Here is a 17,831-nt window from a genome sequence, read left to right as displayed (position 1 = left end):
CCACAGCAATGACAACCCGGCTCAGCGCCGGCCGTGAGCCGACCGGCCCACGCACCCCGAGCCTCCCGTCCGCCGCATCGCGGCGACCGCCGCTGCCACGGCGCCGGCTCTCCCGAACTCCCTCAGCCGAAAGGCCCTGCCCATGTCCACGACGGTCCTGCCGGAACCCGAGGCCCTCGACCTGACCCGCACGAAGGCGCCGACCCTGTCGTCGCCTCCGCCCCGCGGGAAGCGCCGCCGCCAGTGGCTGCCCTACGCGCTCGTCGGCCCCGCCATCCTGTTCGAGCTGCTGATCCACATCGTGCCGATGCTCACGGGCATCTGGATCTCGTTCATCCAGCTCACCAAGTACTTCATCGCCAACTGGGGTGCCGCGCCCTTCGCGGGGTTGCACAACTACGCGGTCGCGGTCGACTTCAACCAGGCGATCGGCAAGGGACTGCTCAACTCGTTCCTGATCACCGTCGCGTTCACGATCCTGGTGGTCGGCCTCTCGTGGGGCTTCGGCATGGCGGCGGCCGTCGCGCTGCAGAAGCCGTTCGCGGGCCGTGGCCTGTTCCGCACGCTGTTCCTGGTGCCCTACGCGCTGCCGATGTACGCCGGCGTGATCACCTGGAAGTTCATGTTCCAGCGCGACTCGGGTGCGATCAACCACATCCTGGTCGACCAGCTGCACCTGGTCAGCGGCAGCGGGCCGTTCTGGCTGATCGGCAACAACGCCTTCGTGGCCGTGGTGGTCGTCGCGATCTGGAAGACCTGGCCCTTCGCGTTCCTCATGCTCATGGCCGGCCTGCAGTCCGTGCCGGCCGACGTGTACGAGGCTGCCTCGGTCGACGGTGCCAAGCCGTTCCGCCAGTGGCGCTCGATCACGCTGCCGATGGTCCGCCCGGTCAACGTGACGCTCGTGCTCGTGATGTTCCTCTGGACGTTCAACGACTTCAACACGCCCTACGTGCTGTTCGGCTCGACGGCGCAGCCACCGGCCGCCGACCTGCTCAGCTTCCACATCTACAACGCGTCGTTCATCACCTGGAACTTCGGTTCCGGTGCCGCGATGAGCGTGTTGCTGCTCCTCTTCCTGCTCGTCGTCACCGGCATCTACCTCGCCGTGACCAACCGGAGGTCCGTCCGTGCGTGAAACAGTGGGCGCCAAGTCCTTCAAGGTCATCGTCCTGGCACTCCTGACCGTGTTCACGGTCGTGCCGCTCTACGTGATGGTCACCACGGCGATCAAGCCGCTGGGTGACGTGCAGAACGACTTCACGTGGATCCCGACCAACATCACCTTCCAGCCGTTCATCGACATGTGGTCGACCGTGCCGCTGGGGCAGTACTTCATCAACTCGCTCGTCGTCTGCACCGTCGCGACGGTGTTCTCGCTGATCATCGCCACGTTCGCCGCCTACGCGGTGTCGCGGTGGAACTTCAAGGGCAAGAGCGCCTTCACGACGACGGTGCTCTCGACCCAGATGTTCCCCGGCGTGCTGTTCCTGCTCCCGCTGTTCCTGATCTTCACGAACCTCGGGAACTCGCTGGGCATCCAGCTCGTCGGCAGCTGGACCGGCCTGATCATCACGTACCTGACGTTCACGCTGCCGTTCTCGATCTGGATGCTCGCGGGCTACTTCGAGACGATCCCGCGTGAACTCGACGAGGCCGCCATGGTCGACGGCTCCGGTCCGATGGGTGCGCTGTTCCGGATCATCCTGCCCTCGGCCCGTCCGGGTCTCGTGGCGGTCGGCATCTACTCGTTCATGACGGCGTGGGGTGAGGTGCTGTTCGCCTCGGTCATGACGAACGGCAACGGGCAGACCCTGGCGGTCGGCCTGCAGCAGTACTCGACGCAGACGAACGTGTACTGGAACCAGATCATGGCGGCGTCGCTCGTCGTGAGCATCCCGGTCGTGATCGCGTTCCTGATCGTCCAGCGCCAGTTCGTCGCCGGCCTGACCGCCGGAGCGGTGAAGTAGGCCGCTGACTGACTGATCGGCGCGATGACGTCGGCGATGCCGATCGGCGTCGCACAACCCATGACGGTCCGCACCACGGTTTCCCGTGGTGCGGACCGTCGTCGGTTGTGCGACGCCACACGGAACCGGGCGCCGGACCGGGCGCCGGACCGGGCGCCGGACCGGGCGCCGGAGTGGGCCCCCGACGGCGCCGGACCGGGCCACCACACGACAGGATGGAACCATGAGCGACACCACCCGCGGGCGGCAGCTGCTGCCCGGACAGACCAGCCGCGTGCACGTGTACGACATCGAGGCGCGCACGAGCCGACTCGTGTTCGAGTCGAGCACCGTGCTGGTGGAAGCGCCGAACGTCCTCGACGCCGACACCCTCGTGCTCAACGGCGACGGGGACCTGTGGCTGCTGCGGCTGCCGACCCCGGGCGACGACACGGTCCTCGACGAGTCCGCGCTCATGCCGGTCCCCATGCCGGGCGTCGACGAGATCAACAACGACCACGTGCTCGACCCGTCCGACGGCTCCGTCGTGGTCAGTGCCCGGAACGGCGAGCTGTACCGCGTGCCCCTGCCCGCCGGGGGGACCGCAGAACAGCTCACCGACGCCGCGGCCGTGCTGCCCGTGCGGCGGAAGTACTACCTGCACGGCGTCGCGGCGGACGGGTCCTCGCTCGCGGCGATCGTGGGCGAGCTCAGCGAGGACGGGGTCTGGACGACGGACGTCGCGCTGGTGGACCCGGCGACGGGCGAGACGACGTTCGTCACCCGCGACGCGTTCCCGTCGGACGGTTGCTCGTTCGCCGGCGACGTGCTGGTGTACAACTCCGAGGTGTTCAGCCCCGGGACCGCGCAGCTCGTGTCCCGCCGACCCGGGGCGACCGAGCCCGTGCGGATCACGGCCGACGACCGGGTGAACTGGTTCCCGCACGTGTCGCCGGACGGTGCGCACCTGCTGTACCTGTCGTACGAGCCCGGCGTGCAGGGTCACCCGGCCGACCAGCGCGTCGAGCTCCGGCTGCTCCCCGGCGTCCTAGTGCGGGGTGCCCGGATCGCAGTCCTCCCCGAGACGCTCGTGACGCTCGAGGGCGGCCAGGGAACGGTCAACGTCCCGCCGTGGGCTCCGGACTCGCGCTGGTTCGCCTACTGCGACTACCCGACGGGGCCGCGCCCCTGACGGGTCGCACCCCGGCACGGTCATCGCGCCCCGAGGGGACGGGGCGCGCTGTCCGCGCGGGGGTGCAGTGGGGACGACCAGCCGACGGAGGCGCGGCGCGCGTCGGACGCGCACCGGGCCTCCCGGCCGCCCCGGACCGCGCTACCGTGCCTCGCGCACCTGGCCGCTCTCGAGGTACAGGCGCCGCTCGGCGCGACGCGCCACCCACGAGTCGTGCGTCACGACGACCACCGTCAGCCCGCGGTCCTGCCACTGTCGTTCGATGAGCCCCATGATCTCGTCGCGGGTGCCCTCGTCGAGCGCGCCCGTCGGCTCGTCGGCCAGCAGCACGCTCGGGTTCTTGACCAGGGCACGGGCGATCGCGACCCGCTGCTGCTGGCCTCCGGACAGCTCCGCCGGCAGGTGGTCGAGGCGCTCGCCGAGGCCGACCTCCCGGAGCGCGTCGGCCGCCCGCTGTCGGATCTCCGCGCGACTCCGGTTCGCGAGCGCACCGGCGAACGCGGTCTCGACGTTCTCGAGCGCGGTCAGCGTCGGGATGAGGTTGAAGCTCTGGAACACGAACCCGATCTCGGTGGCACGCACGGCGGTCAGCGCCCGGTCGCCGAGCGTCGCGACGTCGTGTTCGCCGAGCTCGACCGATCCCGAGGTCGGTCGGTCCAGCGCGCCGAGCATCTGCAGCAGCGTCGACTTGCCACCGCCGGTCGGTCCCTGCACCGCGACCATCTGCCCCTGCGGGATCGTCAGGTCGACGTCCGTCAGCGCGGTGACGGTCCGCTGCTTCTGCCGGTAGGTCTTGCGCACGTTCGTCAGGCGGTACATCGGCCGGGAGGCCCGGCTCGCCTCCGCTGCGGACGCTGCGGTCTCGGTGCTGGTCACGGTGGCTCCTCGGGTCGGCTCGTGCTCGTGTGTCGCGGTGGTGTCGGGAGTGCCCGGCACGGTGGCGCCGGATGCGGTCGCGCCGGTCGGACGGGGCATCACGCCACGCTCCGCAGGGCCTCGGCCGGACGCAGCCGGCTCGCGCGCCAGCCGCCGAGGGCACCGGCGACGAGTCCACCGAGGACCGCCAGCCCGATCGCCAGCAGGACCACCTCGACGGTCACCGGTGCGTGCAGGACGACGTCCGTGGTCGACGCGGTGCTCCCGCCGCCGCCGAACCCGCCGGCCGGGACGTTCCCCGCGGTGCCGCTGCCCGCCGCGGCCGTGGCAGCACCGTCGGGCATCCTCCCGGCGCCGGGACCGGTGCCCGTCGACGCCGAGGCGCTGGCCGAGATCGTCGGGGCGATGACGTTCACGACGAGGATGCCGAGCAGGCCGACGGCGGTCCCGATCACGCCGCCGATCAGCCCCTGCACGAGGGACTCGCCGGCGACCTGCCGGGTGATCCGGCCGTTCGACCAGCCGATCGCCTTGAGGGTGCCGAACTCACGGGTGCGCCGGGTGACGCCCGAGATCGTGAACAGGATCGCGATGAGGAACGCCGCCGCGAGGACGACGACCGACAGCCAGGTGCCCAGGTTCGAGACCAGGGTCGACGCGGTCGACAGGGAGCCGGAGACGCTCGAGGCCAGGTCTGACTCGGTCGAGACCGTGGCGCTCGACAGCTGCTTCTGCAGCGCGGTCTTGATCGTCGCGACGTCGGACGACGACGAGGCGGAGACGTACACGGACGTGACCTTGCCGTCCAGGTCCGCGAGCGCCTGGGCGGTGTCGAGCGGGACGTACGTGTTCGAGCCGGTGGTGCTCGCCGACCCGGTGGACGACACGATGCCGATGACCGAGAAGTCCTTCCCGCCGATCGACACGGTGTCGCCGACGGTCTTCGACTCGCTCTTCGCGTACGCGGCGTCGAGGACGACGACGTCCTTGCCGGCGTCGGCCTCCGTGAACGCGCGGCCCTTCGTGACCTCGGTGCTCGTGAGCGGGCCGACGGTGTCTCCGGTGACGGGGATGCCGGTGACGGTGAACGAGTCGACGCTGAAGGAGCCGCCGCCGAAGCCGCCGCCGCCGGTGCCACCGCTGGGCGGGCCCTGCTCGGTGCTCGTGCCGTCGGATGTGCCGCTCTCGGTGCTCGTGCCGCCGGAGTCGCTGCCGCCCTGCTGGACCGAGCCGGAGAACGTGCTGTCCTCGAGCGTCAGGACCCCGGTCGCCGCCGCGACGCCGTCCGTCGCGGTCACGGTCGCCACGTCCGCGGTGGTCAGCGTGCTCGTCCCGCGGGCCACGGCCAGGCGGGACTGGGACAGATCGGTGCTGCCGCTGCCCGACGAGCCCTGGTCGCCGAAGTCGAACGACGGTCGTCCGCCGTTCGTGGACGAGGGGGTCTCGGTCTTCGTCACGGTGATGTCGGTACCGACGCCGTACACGGACTGCAGGACGCTCGACTGCGCGGCCTGCACGCCGCCCGCGATCGAGGACACGATCACCACGAGGGCGATGGCGAGCGCCATGCCGATCGCGATGACGGCGGTCTGCTTCCTGCGGTTCGTGAGTTCGCGCCTGAGGTAGGTCAGGAACATGCTTCTCCTCGGTGGGGGCCGGCGCACTGGTCACCGGTCGCGCGTCGGGAGCGCGGCGGGGCCGACCTGGGGAGAAGCTAGGGACGCACCCGATGACCGGGCCATGCCGTACCCAAGAGACGGCTAAGGGGCGTAGGTCCGACGCAGGTGCTCGGCGTACCCGCCCGGGGTGCGCCCGGTGAAGCGTCCGCTGGTCACGACGGGGAGGTCGGTCGTCGCCGCGACCCGCAGCCCGAGCGCGTGGGCGCGTTCGACGAGGCGCACGTCCTCGTGCTCGGGGACGGGGTCGAAGCCGCCGAGCGCCACGTAGGCGTCGGCGCGGACGCCGAGGTTCGCGCCGTGCACGTGCCCGAGTGCCGCCCCGGGCGGGTGCGCGACGGTCCAGCGGGCGAACACCTCGGGGTCGAGGTCGGCGGGGTCGGGCACGACGGCGCCGACCAGCACGTGCGACCCGTCGGCGAGGGCGTCGGCCTGCTGCACGAGCCAGTCGGCGTGCACGCGGGAGTCGGCGTCGGTGTGTGCCAGCCACCGACCGGTCAGGTCGGCGCTGCCGGACGCCAGTGCCCGTGCGACGCCGAGCGACCGGGCCCGTCCGACCCCGACGTGCGCGGTCTCGAGGGTCTGCACCAGGTGCCGCGCCACGACGGACGCGGTGCCGTCGGTGCACCCGTCGAGGACCACGGTGACACCGACGGACACGTCCGGCCGCTCGATCGCCAGCCGGACGGTCGCTGCGTCGAGCGCCGCGAGGCACGCGCTGATGCGGTCGGCCTCCTGGTGGGCCGGGACCACGACGTCGATCCGTGTTGCAGCGTGCGGCGGCGTCACGGCGCGAGCCCCTCGGTGCGGGCGACGGACCGCACGCCGGGGCCGGGCAGCACGCTCAGCACGAAGTCGTCCTCGACGTGCCGGACCAGGGCGGCGCGGGGCCACCGCTCGGCCAGTCGAGCGTCGACGACGTCACCGCTCGAGACGGCCTCGTCGTCGGGGTGTCGCCAGTGGCAGGCGACCAGGACGCCGTCGTCGGCGAGGGACGCGAGCACGTGGTCGATCGTCCGGTCGAGGTCCTCGGCGGACAGGTAGTAGCCGACCTCGGACATCACGACGAGGTCCCACGCGCCGTCGGGCCACTCGTCCGGCAGGGCGGCCTGCACGAAGCGTGCCCGGGGTGCGCGGACCTGCGCACGGGCCAGGGGCGCCGCGGCGATGTCGGTCCCGAGGACGTCGTCGGCCCGGTCGGTGAGCGCCGCGGTCAGCACACCGGTGGCGCAGCCGATCTCGAGTGCGGACCGGTAGCGCTCGCGGGGGAGCGCGGCCAGGGTCACGGCACGCTTGCGCCGCTCGTACCAGGACCCGTCGAAGTCCCACCCCTCGGGCTTCCGGGCGTAGTGCGCGTCGAAGGACTCGCGCGAGCGGGACCGCGGCGTGCCGAAGAACCACTCGGTGTCGCGCAGGTGGTGCGCTCCGTGCCGCTCGTCGACCACCGGTTCGTCTCCCGGTGACGGCGAGAGGGGGAGCACCTGCGAGCGGTGGGCTGCGAGCGCCGAGCGCTTGCGGCCGAGGACCCCCGGCGTCAGCGGGAGCGCCCGGGCGGTGTCCCACGGGGCGGCCGGAGCGTCGGCGTCGTCCCAGTGCCAGGCCCAGATCGGGTAGGACAGCAGCGTGACGTCGTCCCGTTCGGCGGCGAGCGTCTCGGCGACCTCGCCGGCGACGCGGTGGTCGCGGTGGCCGTCCCCGCGCCACGGTGCCACGAGCAGCGTGCGACCCGGTGTCGCGTCGAGCCGTGCGGCGACGGCGTCCCGCAAGGTCTCGGGCTGCTCGCGGATCCCGACGTCCGGGACCCCGAGGGAGCTGGCCGTGACGTCGGGGTGCAGTTCCGTCAGCGCGTCGCGGAACTCGACGGCACGGCGGCGCGCGAGTTCGTCCGGGGTGGTCGTGGGCGAGTCCGGGTGCGAGCCCTCGCCGAGCGAGACGAGGACCACGTGCACCGGGAAACCGGCGTCCGCGGCCGTCGCGATGAGTCCACCGGCACCCAGGGTCTCGTCGTCCGGGTGCGGCGCGACGACCAGCACCGCGGCGGACCCGGCCAGGTCGACGGGGCGCGCGGCGACCGTCTCGAGGAAGGCGGTCCAGGCCTCGGGTGCGGTCCCCGGCTCGCGGTGGTCGAAGCTCACCACGCGACACCACCGCGGTCGAGGACCATCCGGCCGATGCGGGCGAGGTCCCGGTCGCCGTGGTCCTGCAGGACGTAGAGCTCGAGGTCGGCGACCCGGGCCGCGACGGCGGGGTCGGACGTCAGCGGACCCGGGCCGACCGCGCTGACGACCCGGGTGCGGACGGCGTCGACCGCACGCCGGACCCGCGAGCGCACGGTCTGCGCGAGGAGCGCCCAGTCCGTCTCCTGCCCGCCGTCGATCCGGGCGGCGGCGTCGGCCAGGGCGTCCTCGGCGTCGGCCAGGTCGGTCACGACGGCACCGAGGGCGACGCGCAGCAGTTCGGCGTCCGGACGCTGCGTGGCGTGGTCACGGAGGACCCGAGCGAGGCCGACGGCTCCGCCCCACCAGCAGGCTGCGACGCCGATGCCGCCCCACGCGAAGCCGGGACGGGTGAGGTACCAGCCGGGACCGCCGACCGGTGCGGCCGTGACCCCGTCGAAGTCCACCGGGCCGCTCGGCACGTCGGGCATGCCCCGTGCGACCCAGGCCTCGTCGTGCGGGGCGACACCGTCCTGGCGCAGGTCCACGGCGAACAGCTGCCGCTCGTCCTCGACGTGGGCGGTGACCAGCGCGTGGGACAACGACGACGCGAGCGAACACCACGGCTTCGTGCCGTCGAGCACGACGCTGTCGTCCCCGACGGACGACGGCGTCGCGGTGAGCTGCACCCCGGGGCCCTCGGCCGCGAACACGCCCCACGTCGACCCCTCCGGCACCGCGACCCCGGCCTGCGCCAGGATCCCGAGCGCGTCCAGGTGTGGTTCAACGGTGCGGGCGAGGGCGACGTCGACCGCGGCGACGGCCGCGAGCGTCACGAAGGCCCGGCCTGCCGTGCCCGCGGACAGGGGCGGGGTGGTCACCGCGACCGCGCGTGCCAGGGCGAGCCGGTCGGACGGGGTCGAGCCGGCCCTCCCGGCCGCTGCCGTGAGCGCGTCGACGTCGACGCCGGTGGCGTCGGCGGGCCAGGCGGCGGAACGGATCATGGGACCGACCCTACGGAGGCGGTCCTCCGGATCATGACGGTTCATCCACAGACCGTGGAGGGGCGCTCCACAGACGCCTCATAGGAACCCCTCCGACACTCGACGACGTGACCATCTCCCAGCAGCAGACAGCCCCGCGCCTCACGCGTGCCGACGGTTCGCCGTTGCGCATCCTCGTCGTCGACGACGAAGCCAGCCTCACCGACCTGCTCTCGATGGCGCTGCGCTACGAGGGGTGGGACGTCACGAGTGCCAACGGCGGGCAGGACGCCCTGACGAAGGCCCGCGAGTTCAAGCCGGACGCGATGGTGCTCGACGTGATGATGCCGGACCTCGACGGCCTGCAGGTGCTGGGTCGTCTGCGGCAGAACAACGACGACACCCCGGTGCTGTTCCTCACCGCGAAGGACTCGGTCGAGGACCGCGTCACGGGGCTGACGGCCGGCGGCGACGACTACGTCACGAAGCCGTTCTCGCTGGAAGAGGTGGTGGCACGGCTGCGCGGACTGATCCGTCGCTCGCAGATCTCGGTCTCCGAGGCCGGCGACTCGCGCATCGTCGTGGGTGACCTGGTGCTCGACGAGGAGTCGTACGAGGTGTCCCGGGCCGGCCGGCCGATCGAGCTGACCGCCACCGAGTTCGAGCTGCTGCGCTTCCTGATGCGCAACCCGCGCCGCGTGCTGAGCAAGGCGCAGATCCTCGACCGCGTGTGGTCCTACGACTTCGGCGGCAAGTCCAGCGTCGTCGAGATCTACATCTCCTACCTGCGCAAGAAGATCGACGCCGGCGAGCAGCCGATGATCCACACCGTCCGCGGTGTCGGGTACGTCATCAAGCCGATCTCCTGAGCCTGCCGTGACCCTGCGCCGTCGGCTCGTCCTGAGCATCGTCGCCCTCGTCGTCGCCGTCAGCGCGGTGATCGGTGCGGGCAGCATCATCGCGCTCTTCTCGATCCAGCGTTCCGCGATCGACGAGCAGCTGCAGTTCGCCACGGGTCGCGCGCAGCGTTCGGTGGAGCAGCAGGGCGGGAACGGCCCCGGTCTCGACATCGGCCGACCGTCGGGGCAGGCCGCCGGGACCCTCACCGTGTACTTCCTCAACGGCGACGCGGTGGTCGGCAGCGTCCTCGACAACGACGGTGACATCGACCGCCTGTCCGGGAGCGTCGTCGCGCCGCTCGGGTCGGTGACGGTCGACAAGCAGCCACACACGATCGACCTCGGCGGCGACCTGGGTCGGTACCGGGTCACCGCGGCCACGGTCGGCCCCGCCGTGCTCGTCGTCGGTCTGCCGATGGCGCCCGTCTACGAGAGCGTCTGGAAGCTGTTCGGGGTGGTGCTCGCGGTCACCGCACTCGCCCTGCTCGCGGCGTCGCTCGGCGCAGCGGTCGTCGTCCGCCGGTCACTCCGACCCCTCGAACGCGTCGCGGAGACGGCCTCGACCGTGGCTCGGATGCCCCTGGAACGCAGTGACGCCCTCGACGGCGTGCGCGTCCCGGACACCGACCCGCGCACCGAGGTCGGCCGTGTCGGCACCGCGTTCAACCGGATGCTCGAGCACATCGGCGGCGCGATGCAGGCCCGTGAACGCTCCGAGCAGAAGGTCCGGCAGTTCGTCGCGGACGCCTCGCACGAGCTCCGGACGCCCCTGGCCTCGGTGCGCGGGTACGCCGAACTCACCCGCCGCATGGGCGGGGACCTGCCGCCGGACGTCGTCTACGCCATGGGCCGCATCGAGTCCGAGTCCCTGCGCATGACGAGCATGGTCGAGGACCTGCTGCTCCTCGCGCGCCTCGACGAGGGCCGCGAGATCCAGTTCGACGACGTCGACCTGACCGGGCTGGTGTTCGACGCCGTCAACGACGCGCACGCGGCGTCGCCGGAGCACCCCATCGACGTGGACGTGCCGGACCAGCCCGTGGTCGTCCCCGGCGACGCGGCTCGCCTGCACCAGGTCATCGTCAACCTCGTCACCAACGCCAGGACCCACACCCCCGAGGGCACGCGCATCACCGTGGGCATCGCGACGCGCGACGCCGGCGTGGACCTGACCGTGCGGGACACCGGCCAGGGCATCGACCCCGGGTTCCTGCCGAAGCTGTTCGAGCGGTTCGCGCGGGCCGACAGCTCACGGTCGCGGAGCGCGGGCTCGACCGGCCTCGGGCTGGCCATCGTCGACGCGGTCGTGCAGGCCCACGGCGGTTCGGTCGAGGTCGCCAGCGAGCCGGGGGACACCGTGTTCACCGTGCACCTGCCCGCCGTCGCTCCGCAGGCGGATGTCGACGGCTCGGCCCGCTCGGTGGACTCGGCTGCATCATGGGCCACCGTGCCGGACCGCGCGTAGGAGGTCGAATCGCGCGTAGTTGGTCGGTTCTTCCGACCCCCAACGCGCGATCCGACTTCCTTTCGGACCCGACCTACTGACGGACAGGAGGCGCGGGGCGGGCCGGCACCGGGCCTCCCGTCCGGTGGTTGGCGGCGCCCGTGGCGTCTGGTACAGTTCTCGAAGCCAAAGACCGCCGGTCGTTGTCGTGCATGCACGTCAACCGAAGGTCCTCTCTCACGAGGCAGCCCGCGCAGGTGTTCCGAACCACTCCTTCCGTTCGCGGGGGAGCAGCTCCGAGCCTCTGCGCCGGAGCTTTTTTCGTGTGGTGGTTGTGTACGTCGCAACCGGGGACCTGGGGCTAGCCGGCAAGACCCCCAAGGAGAACCATGGCGAACAAGGAAGCTGCGGTCGCCGAGCTCACGGAGTCCTTCCGTAGCTCGAACGCCGTTCTGCTCACCGAGTACCGCGGTCTCACGGTCGCGCAGCTCAAGGAGCTCCGCAACTCGATCCGTGAGCACGCCACGTACGCCGTGGTGAAGAACACGCTGACCAAGATCGCGGCGAACAACGCCGGCATCTCGTCGTTCGACGACGAGCTCGCCGGTCCGTCCGCTCTCGCCTTCGTCCACGGTGACACCGTCGCCGTCGCGAAGTCGCTGCGTGCATTCGCCAAGGCGAACCCCGAGCTCGTGGTCAAGGGCGGTTACTTCGACGGTAACCCGCTCTCCGCGACCGAGGTGGACAAGCTCGCCGACCTCGAATCCCGTGAAGTGCTGCTCGGCAAGCTCGCCGGTGCCTTCAAGGCTTCGCTGTTCGGTGCTGCGTACCTGTTCAACGCACCCCTCTCGCAGGCCGTCCGCACGGTGGACGCCCTCCGCGAGAAGCAGGAGTCCGCGGCCTGATCAGGCACGCGTTCATCAACCACACGTACTAGCTAGTAGTAGGAGAAAATCATGGCGAAGCTTTCGCAGGACGAGCTCATCGAGGCCTTCAAGGAGCTCACGCTCATCGAACTCTCGGACTTCGTGAAGAAGTTCGAAGAGGTCTTCGAGGTCACCGCTGCTGCCCCCGTTGCCGCTGCTGCGGCTCCCGGTGCTGCTGCCCCGGCCGAAGAGGTCGAGGAGAAGACCGAGTTCGACGTCATCCTCAAGTCGGCTGGCGACAAGAAGATCCAGGTCATCAAGGAGGTCCGCAGCCTCACGTCGCTCGGCCTCGGCGAGGCCAAGGCCCTGGTCGAGACCCCCGACGCCAAGGTGCTCGAGGGTGCGAACAAGGAAGCCGCTGACAAGGCGAAGGCAGCCCTCGAGGCCGCTGGCGCCACGGTCGAGGTCGCGTAATTCGATCCGCTTCATCACGACGGCCGCTGCCCTTCGGGGCGGCGGCCGTCGTCGTTCGGGGGGGCTGTGTGGGTGGGGCTGTGGGTGCGGTGGGTGCTGCCGTGCTGTGGGGGGCTGCGGGGGTTCCCTCTCCAAAAGCGACATCGCAGGCGGTTCCGCGACGCGCTTTCGGTGCCGCGACGTCGCTCGATGCGCCGACATCGGTTCCAGCCGGCGCCGGGCGACATCGCGGCAGCGAAAGCGTCGCGCTTTCGCTGCACTCATGTCGCACGACGTGCATGACCGGTTCCTCCACAGGTCGGGGTCGGTGACGATCGATCCACGGTTCTGGTCGCCCGGTCCCAGGCGTCGACGGGCTCAACGACGCTGAGTGCATGGAGATCGAGACCTCGTACGAACCGCAGCTCTGGCGCGCATCGTCCGGCCGCACCGTTGCTCGACGGCTCCAGCGTCGGGCGGCCGAACGGGAACTGACCCGGCTCGTCCCCGGCGTCTACGTCGACCCCGACGAGTGGGACCGACTCGACACCCGCGCGCGACATCTGACCCTGGTCCGGGCCGTCACGCCCAGGCTCCCGCACGACGGCGTCATTTCGCACCTGTCCGCCGCGGCACTCCGCGGATGGGCGCACATCGGACCGTGGCCGGACCGGGTACAGGTCACCGTGCCCCACGGTGGGCGCCGGCGCATGTCGGGTGTCAGCGTCCGGTCATCGCCCCAGCCGGAGCGCGCATCGACTTCGCTCGACACGTACGCCGGGGCCCGGCTCGCGGACCCGGTCAGCACCGCTGTGGGAGCTGCCCTCGACCTGCAGTTCCCCCAGGCGGTGATCGTGCTCGACAGTGCGCTCCGCGGGGGTCTGGCGCGGACGGCGTTGACCGCGTTCGCCGACCGGTTCGACGGACGTGGGCGCGTACATCTCGACCGGGTCGTCCAGACGAGCGACGTCCGTCACGAATCGGTGGGTGAGTCGTTCTGCGCGGCTCGGCTCGCCGAACTCGGCATCACCGCAGTCGAGCCGCAGCACGAGTTCGTCAGCGACGGATTCGTCGACCGAGTGGACTTGTGGCTGCCCGCCGAGCGGATCGTGATCGAGTTCGACGGCCGTCAGAAGTACACCGACCCGACCATGCTCGCCGGTCGGACGCCGCAGGACGTCCTCTGGCACGAGAAGCAGCGCGAGGACCGCATCCGGCCCGGCGTCGTCGCGTTCATCCGGGTGCGATGGTGGCACCTCGTCGACGTCGATCGGCTGCGGGCACTGCTCCGCGGCCACGGACTGCAGGTGTGAACCGTCTCCGGGCGATCCGGGCGATCCGGGCGATCCGGGCGATCGGGGCGCCGGAAGAGCAGAAGGGGCCCGGGGTTGCAGGCGGCTCAGCGGCTCAGCGGCTCAGCGGTTCAGCGGATCTGCGGATCAGGCGAGGGTGCTGTGCCGGCGGCCGTACAGCACGTAGAGCACGGCGCCGGCGAGCATCCACACGGCGAAGGCGATCCAGGTGCCCGCGCCGAGGAAGACCGCGAGCAGGACGCAGCACAGGGTGCCCAGGACGGGGACGACCGGGAACAGCGGCACGCGGTACGAGCGCTCGAGCGTCGGTTGCGATCGGCGCAGGATGATCACCGACACGTTGACGAGCGCGAAGGCCACGAGGGTGCCGATGCTCGTCGCGTCGGCGAGTTCGCCGAGGGGGACGAGCGCGGCGACGACCGTCACCACGACCCCCACGATGAGGGTGTTGGCGATCGGGGTGCCGGTGCGCGCCGACACCCGTCCGAACACCTTCGGCACCAGGCCGTCGCGCGCCATGGTGAGCAGGATGCGGGTCTGGCCGTACAGGACGGTCAGCACGACGCTGGCGATGGCGATGACGGCGCCGACCGAGAACACGAGTGCCACCCACGGCCGACCGGTGACGTCGACGACGATGCGCACGAGCGAGGCCTCCGTCGACGAGAACGACTCCCACGGCCGGGCGCCGATCGCCGCGATCGCCACGAGGATGTACAGCGCGGTGATGACCACGATCGACCCGATGATCGCCCGGGGCAGGTCACGGCGCGGGTCCTTCGCCTCTTCGCCCGCGGTCGAGGCGGCGTCGAAGCCGATGTACGAGAAGAACAGGCGAGAGGCAGCTGCGGTGACCCCGGCAGCACCCATCGGCGCGAGCGGCTCGAAGTTGCCCGCCTGGAACGCGGTGAACGCCACGACGACGAAGAACACCAGCAGCGCGATCTTCACGATGACCATGAGGGTGTTCACCCACGCGCTCTCGCGGGCACCCGGCAGCAGCACCGCGGTGGCGAGGAGCACCAGCACGGCGGCGGGCAGGTTGACGACGCCGCCGTCACCGGGAGGAGCCGACAGGGCCGTCGGCAGGTGCAGGCCGAACACGCGCAGCGTCTCGTCGACGTACTCGCTCGCACCCACGGCGACGGCGGCGACCGAGACGGCGTACTCGAGGACCAGACACCAGCCGCAGACCCAGGCGATGCCCTCGCCCATGGTCGCGTACGTGTACGAGTAGCTCGACCCCGAGGTCGGCACGGCTCCGGCCATCTCGGCGTAGGACAGCGCCGACAACAGCGCCGCGACGCCCGCCAGGATGAACGAGATCCAGACCGCCGGCCCTGCCAGCGGCACCGCGGTCCCGAGGACGACGAGGATCCCGGTGCCGAGCGTGGCGCCGACGCTGATCATCGTCAGGTGCCAGACGCCGAGGGTCCTGCGGAGCGGCTGCCCGTCGACGCCGGCTGCCGCATCTGCCTGCAGCTGGTCGATCGGTTTGCGCCGCGCGAGCTGATGGCGGAGGGTCCGAGCGGGACGGGGCTGGGCAGGACGGGGTGGCGCGGACGACATGGGACCTCGTGGTGGGGGAACGGGACGGGTCATGCTCGCATGGCCCCGGAAAGGGGTCAATTCCGCTGTCAGCGACGTTCTCCACAGATGTCGCTCCCGGCCGCACCGCTGTCGTACCGCGGGGATACATTTGCTCTCGCGGATGACCGGTCAGGCCCTCCGGGCGAAAGGATCTCGCATGAGCATGATGCGCGGCGGCGGCCACGGTGGCCGCATCTCGAGCGGCGACTTCGACGCGCAGCGTGCCGCGAACGCCCAGGCGCCGGCGGTCCCGCACCTGCTGCGGCGGATCGCCGGGCTGTTCGTCCCGCACCGTCGCTCGATCGTCTTCACGATCGCCCTGGTGCTCGTGGGGGCCGCGCTGTCGGTGATCCCGCCCCTGTTGACGCAGCAGGCCTTCGACCGGGGACTGTTCCCCGAGTCGGGGACGCCGAACGTGCCGGTGCTGTTCTGGCTGGTCAGCGGGATGGTCGCCCTGTGGATCGCGAGCGCCGGTGTCGGTGTCTGGCAGACGTACCTGACGGCGACCGTCGGCAACAAGGTGATGGGGGCGCTGCGCATGCGGCTCTTCGCGCACCTGCAGCGGATGGAGCTGGCGTTCTTCACCCGGACCAAGACCGGCGTGATCCAGTCGCGTCTGCAGAACGACGTGGGCGGCGTCGCGAGCGTGCTGAACAACACGATCTCCTCGGTGCTCGGCAACACCGTGACGGTGATCGCCGCAGTCGTCGCGATGCTGCTGCTCAGCTGGCAGATGACCATCGTGGCCGTCGTCCTGCTGCCGCTGCTCGTGATCGCGCAGCGTCGGGTCGGTCAGGTCCGCGCGAAGATCGCCGGGCAGACGCAGGAATCGCTGTCGGACATGACCGCGATCACCCAAGAGGCACTGAGCGTGTCGGGGATCCTCCTCGCCAAGAGCTTCAACCAGCAGCGGGCCGAGACCCACCGCTACGGCGACGAGAACCGCAACCAGATCTCGCTGCAGGTCCGCCAGCAGATGTCCGGACAGTGGTTCTTCGCCATCGTGCAGATCTTCCTGTCGATCATCCCGGCGATCATCTACCTGGTGGCGGCGTACCTGATCCTCGGTGGCGTCCCGATCACCGCCGGCACGATCGTCGCGTTCACGACCGTGCAGTCGCGGCTGCTGTTCCCGACCGTGGGGCTGCTGCGTGTCGTGCTCGACCTGCAGACCTCCGGCGCGCTGTTCGCCCGCATCTTCGAGTACCTCGACCTCAAGCCGGCCATCACGGACTCGCCTGCTGCGGCCAAGGTCGACGAGAGTCGGGTCGGACACGTCGCCTTCGACGACGTCACCTTCACCTACCCGGACGGCGAAGCCGACAAGCCCACGCTGCGCGGTGTGTCGTTCGAGCTCCAGCCAGGGCAGTTCGCCGCCTTCGTGGGGCCGTCCGGTGCCGGCAAGACGACGGTGTCCTACCTGGTGCCACGACTGTACGAGGCCACGAAGGGGTCGGTCCGTTTCGCCGGGGCCGACGTCCGCGACCTCGAGCACGAGGACCTCATGCGGCACGTCGGCATCGTCAGCCAAGAGACCTACCTCTTCCACGCGACCATCGGCGACAACCTCCGGTACGCCAAGCCGGACGCCACCGACGCCGAGCTCGAGCGCGCTGCACGGGCAGCGAACATCCACGAGACGATCGCGTCCTTCCCCGACGGCTACGACACGGTGGTCGGGGAGCGCGGGTACCGGTTGTCCGGGGGTGAGAAGCAGCGGATCGCGATCGCTCGCGTCATGCTCAAGGACCCGCCCGTGCTCGTCCTCGACGAAGCCACGAGTGCGCTCGACTCGATCTCCGAGCGGGTCGTGCAGGCCGCGCTCGATGCCGCAGCGCGAGGACGCACGACCATCTCGATCGCGCACCGCCTGTCGACCGTGCGGGATGCCGACGTGATCTTCGTGCTCGACCACGGACGGATCGTGGAGCAGGGGACCCATGAGGAGCTGCTCGCGCTGGACGGCATCTACACGACGTTGAACCAGCAGCAGGCAGCGCCGATCGACGCCCTCGGCACCTGACGCGCACGCGCCGCACGCACCGGACGCTCCGGACACACCGCACGCGCCGCACGCACCGGACGCACCGGACGCATCGGACGCCGCACGCATCGGACGCCGGACGCATCGGACGCCGGACGCCGGACGCACCGCACGCACCGCACGCTCCGGGCGCGCGGTGGGCACCGGCGTCGACTGGCTCGTTTTGCGGACAGGGGACGCGAAACGGACACGAGTGTTACTCGCGTGATAGATGTGATGGGCGCCGAATCAGCGGCGTCGCACGACCAGGAGCCCACCGGCACCAGTGGGCTGTCGATCGGAGTCATCGTGACCGCAGCCCCTCCGTCCTCGCCGGATGACCGGCCCGCCGACACACCAGCCGCGTCGCACGGCGCAGACCCGACCGGCACGAACCCGACCAGCACGAAC

Annotated in this window: 15 protein-coding genes; 9 read left to right on the top strand and 6 right to left on the bottom strand. The window is 70.9% G+C overall.

Annotated features, from left to right (window positions below; genetic code table 11):
* Positions 1 to 142 precede the first annotated feature (142 nt).
* From DEJ13_RS12260 to DEJ13_RS12250, 3 genes are all read left to right on the top strand, one after another.
* Complete coding sequence (locus DEJ13_RS12260; RefSeq protein ID WP_056118844.1) at positions 143 to 1,138, top strand: carbohydrate ABC transporter permease; 996 nt, start codon at positions 143 to 145, stop codon at positions 1,136 to 1,138.
* Entirely contained in the window at positions 1,131 to 1,970 is an 840-nt protein-coding gene (locus tag DEJ13_RS12255) for a carbohydrate ABC transporter permease (RefSeq protein WP_056118842.1), read from the top strand. The genes DEJ13_RS12260 and DEJ13_RS12255 overlap by 8 nt, the downstream gene beginning before the upstream one ends.
* A 223-nt stretch (positions 1,971 to 2,193) precedes the next feature.
* On the top strand, positions 2,194 to 3,141 hold the full coding sequence (locus DEJ13_RS12250; protein ID WP_111105586.1) for a TolB family protein: 948 nt from the start codon (positions 2,194 to 2,196) through the stop codon (positions 3,139 to 3,141).
* Between the two features lie 141 nt (positions 3,142 to 3,282).
* On the opposite strand, the gene DEJ13_RS12245 is transcribed toward DEJ13_RS12250, so the two are convergent.
* The 5 genes from DEJ13_RS12245 to DEJ13_RS12225 form a co-directional block, all read right to left on the bottom strand.
* Positions 3,283 to 3,960, bottom strand: a complete 678-nt coding sequence (locus DEJ13_RS12245; protein ID WP_111105851.1) for an ABC transporter ATP-binding protein — start codon at positions 3,958 to 3,960, stop codon at positions 3,283 to 3,285.
* Between the two features lie 155 nt (positions 3,961 to 4,115).
* On the bottom strand, positions 4,116 to 5,654 hold the full coding sequence (locus DEJ13_RS12240; RefSeq protein WP_111105585.1) for an ABC transporter permease: 1,539 nt from the start codon (positions 5,652 to 5,654) through the stop codon (positions 4,116 to 4,118).
* 123 nt (positions 5,655 to 5,777) lie between these two features.
* Complete coding sequence (locus DEJ13_RS12235; protein ID WP_258373967.1) at positions 5,778 to 6,482, bottom strand: glycosyltransferase family 2 protein; 705 nt, start codon at positions 6,480 to 6,482, stop codon at positions 5,778 to 5,780.
* On the bottom strand, positions 6,479 to 7,828 hold the full coding sequence (locus DEJ13_RS12230; RefSeq protein ID WP_258373966.1) for a PIG-L family deacetylase: 1,350 nt from the start codon (positions 7,826 to 7,828) through the stop codon (positions 6,479 to 6,481). The genes DEJ13_RS12235 and DEJ13_RS12230 overlap by 4 nt, the downstream gene beginning before the upstream one ends.
* Complete coding sequence (locus tag DEJ13_RS12225; RefSeq protein ID WP_111105583.1) at positions 7,825 to 8,853, bottom strand: acyl-CoA dehydrogenase family protein; 1,029 nt, start codon at positions 8,851 to 8,853, stop codon at positions 7,825 to 7,827. The genes DEJ13_RS12230 and DEJ13_RS12225 overlap by 4 nt, the downstream gene beginning before the upstream one ends.
* A 107-nt stretch (positions 8,854 to 8,960) precedes the next feature.
* On the opposite strand from DEJ13_RS12225, the gene DEJ13_RS12220 reads away from it, so the two are divergent.
* From DEJ13_RS12220 to DEJ13_RS12200, 5 genes are all read left to right on the top strand, one after another.
* Positions 8,961 to 9,701 carry a response regulator transcription factor gene (locus DEJ13_RS12220; protein ID WP_111105582.1) on the top strand — a complete coding sequence of 247 codons (741 nt, stop codon included), beginning with the start codon at positions 8,961 to 8,963 and terminating at the stop codon, positions 9,699 to 9,701.
* Positions 9,702 to 9,708: 7 nt separating this feature from the next.
* Positions 9,709 to 11,196: a sensor histidine kinase gene (locus DEJ13_RS12215; RefSeq protein ID WP_220037531.1), complete on the top strand. Its 1,488-nt coding sequence runs from the start codon at positions 9,709 to 9,711 to the stop codon at positions 11,194 to 11,196.
* A gap of 368 nt (positions 11,197 to 11,564) precedes the next feature.
* Positions 11,565 to 12,080: a 50S ribosomal protein L10 gene (rplJ, locus tag DEJ13_RS12210; protein ID WP_056118821.1), complete on the top strand. Its 516-nt coding sequence runs from the start codon at positions 11,565 to 11,567 to the stop codon at positions 12,078 to 12,080.
* A gap of 51 nt (positions 12,081 to 12,131) precedes the next feature.
* Entirely contained in the window at positions 12,132 to 12,515 is a 384-nt protein-coding gene (rplL, locus tag DEJ13_RS12205; protein WP_056118818.1) for a 50S ribosomal protein L7/L12, read from the top strand.
* A gap of 374 nt (positions 12,516 to 12,889) precedes the next feature.
* Positions 12,890 to 13,807: a hypothetical protein gene (locus tag DEJ13_RS12200; protein WP_111108273.1), complete on the top strand. Its 918-nt coding sequence runs from the start codon at positions 12,890 to 12,892 to the stop codon at positions 13,805 to 13,807.
* A 126-nt stretch (positions 13,808 to 13,933) separates the two neighbouring features.
* Here DEJ13_RS12200 and DEJ13_RS12195 read toward each other — a convergent pair whose 3' ends face one another.
* A complete protein-coding gene (locus DEJ13_RS12195; protein ID WP_111108272.1) occupies positions 13,934 to 15,376 on the bottom strand; it encodes an APC family permease in 1,443 nt (480 codons plus the stop codon).
* Positions 15,377 to 15,554: 178 nt separating this feature from the next.
* Between DEJ13_RS12195 and DEJ13_RS12190 the strand changes: the two genes are divergently transcribed.
* A complete protein-coding gene (locus DEJ13_RS12190; RefSeq protein WP_111108271.1) occupies positions 15,555 to 17,420 on the top strand; it encodes an ABC transporter ATP-binding protein in 1,866 nt (621 codons plus the stop codon).
* Positions 17,421 to 17,831: the final 411 nt, after the last annotated feature.

This window comes from Curtobacterium sp. MCLR17_007, from assembly GCF_003234655.2.
Taxonomy (GTDB): domain Bacteria; phylum Actinomycetota; class Actinomycetes; order Actinomycetales; family Microbacteriaceae; genus Curtobacterium.
Note: the sequence above shows the minus strand (reverse complement) of the source record. Positions and strands in the feature narration are given on the sequence as shown.

Excerpts from the sequence above, each read along its gene's own strand:
- DEJ13_RS12260 (WP_056118844.1), top strand. The coding sequence starts at position 143 with ATGTCCACGACGGTCCTGCCGGAACCCGAGGCCCTCGACCTGACCCGC.
- DEJ13_RS12250 (WP_111105586.1), top strand. The coding sequence starts at position 2,194 with ATGAGCGACACCACCCGCGGGCGGCAGCTGCTGCCCGGACAGACCAGC.
- DEJ13_RS12245 (WP_111105851.1), bottom strand. The coding sequence starts at position 3,960 with ATGTACCGCCTGACGAACGTGCGCAAGACCTACCGGCAGAAGCAGCGG.
- DEJ13_RS12240 (WP_111105585.1), bottom strand. The coding sequence starts at position 5,654 with ATGTTCCTGACCTACCTCAGGCGCGAACTCACGAACCGCAGGAAGCAG.
- DEJ13_RS12225 (WP_111105583.1), bottom strand. The coding sequence starts at position 8,853 with ATGATCCGTTCCGCCGCCTGGCCCGCCGACGCCACCGGCGTCGACGTC.
- rplJ (WP_056118821.1), top strand. The coding sequence starts at position 11,565 with ATGGCGAACAAGGAAGCTGCGGTCGCCGAGCTCACGGAGTCCTTCCGT.
- rplL (WP_056118818.1), top strand. The coding sequence starts at position 12,132 with ATGGCGAAGCTTTCGCAGGACGAGCTCATCGAGGCCTTCAAGGAGCTC.
- DEJ13_RS12200 (WP_111108273.1), top strand. The coding sequence starts at position 12,890 with ATGGAGATCGAGACCTCGTACGAACCGCAGCTCTGGCGCGCATCGTCC.
- DEJ13_RS12195 (WP_111108272.1), bottom strand. The coding sequence starts at position 15,376 with ATGTCGTCCGCGCCACCCCGTCCTGCCCAGCCCCGTCCCGCTCGGACC.
- DEJ13_RS12190 (WP_111108271.1), top strand. The coding sequence starts at position 15,555 with ATGAGCATGATGCGCGGCGGCGGCCACGGTGGCCGCATCTCGAGCGGC.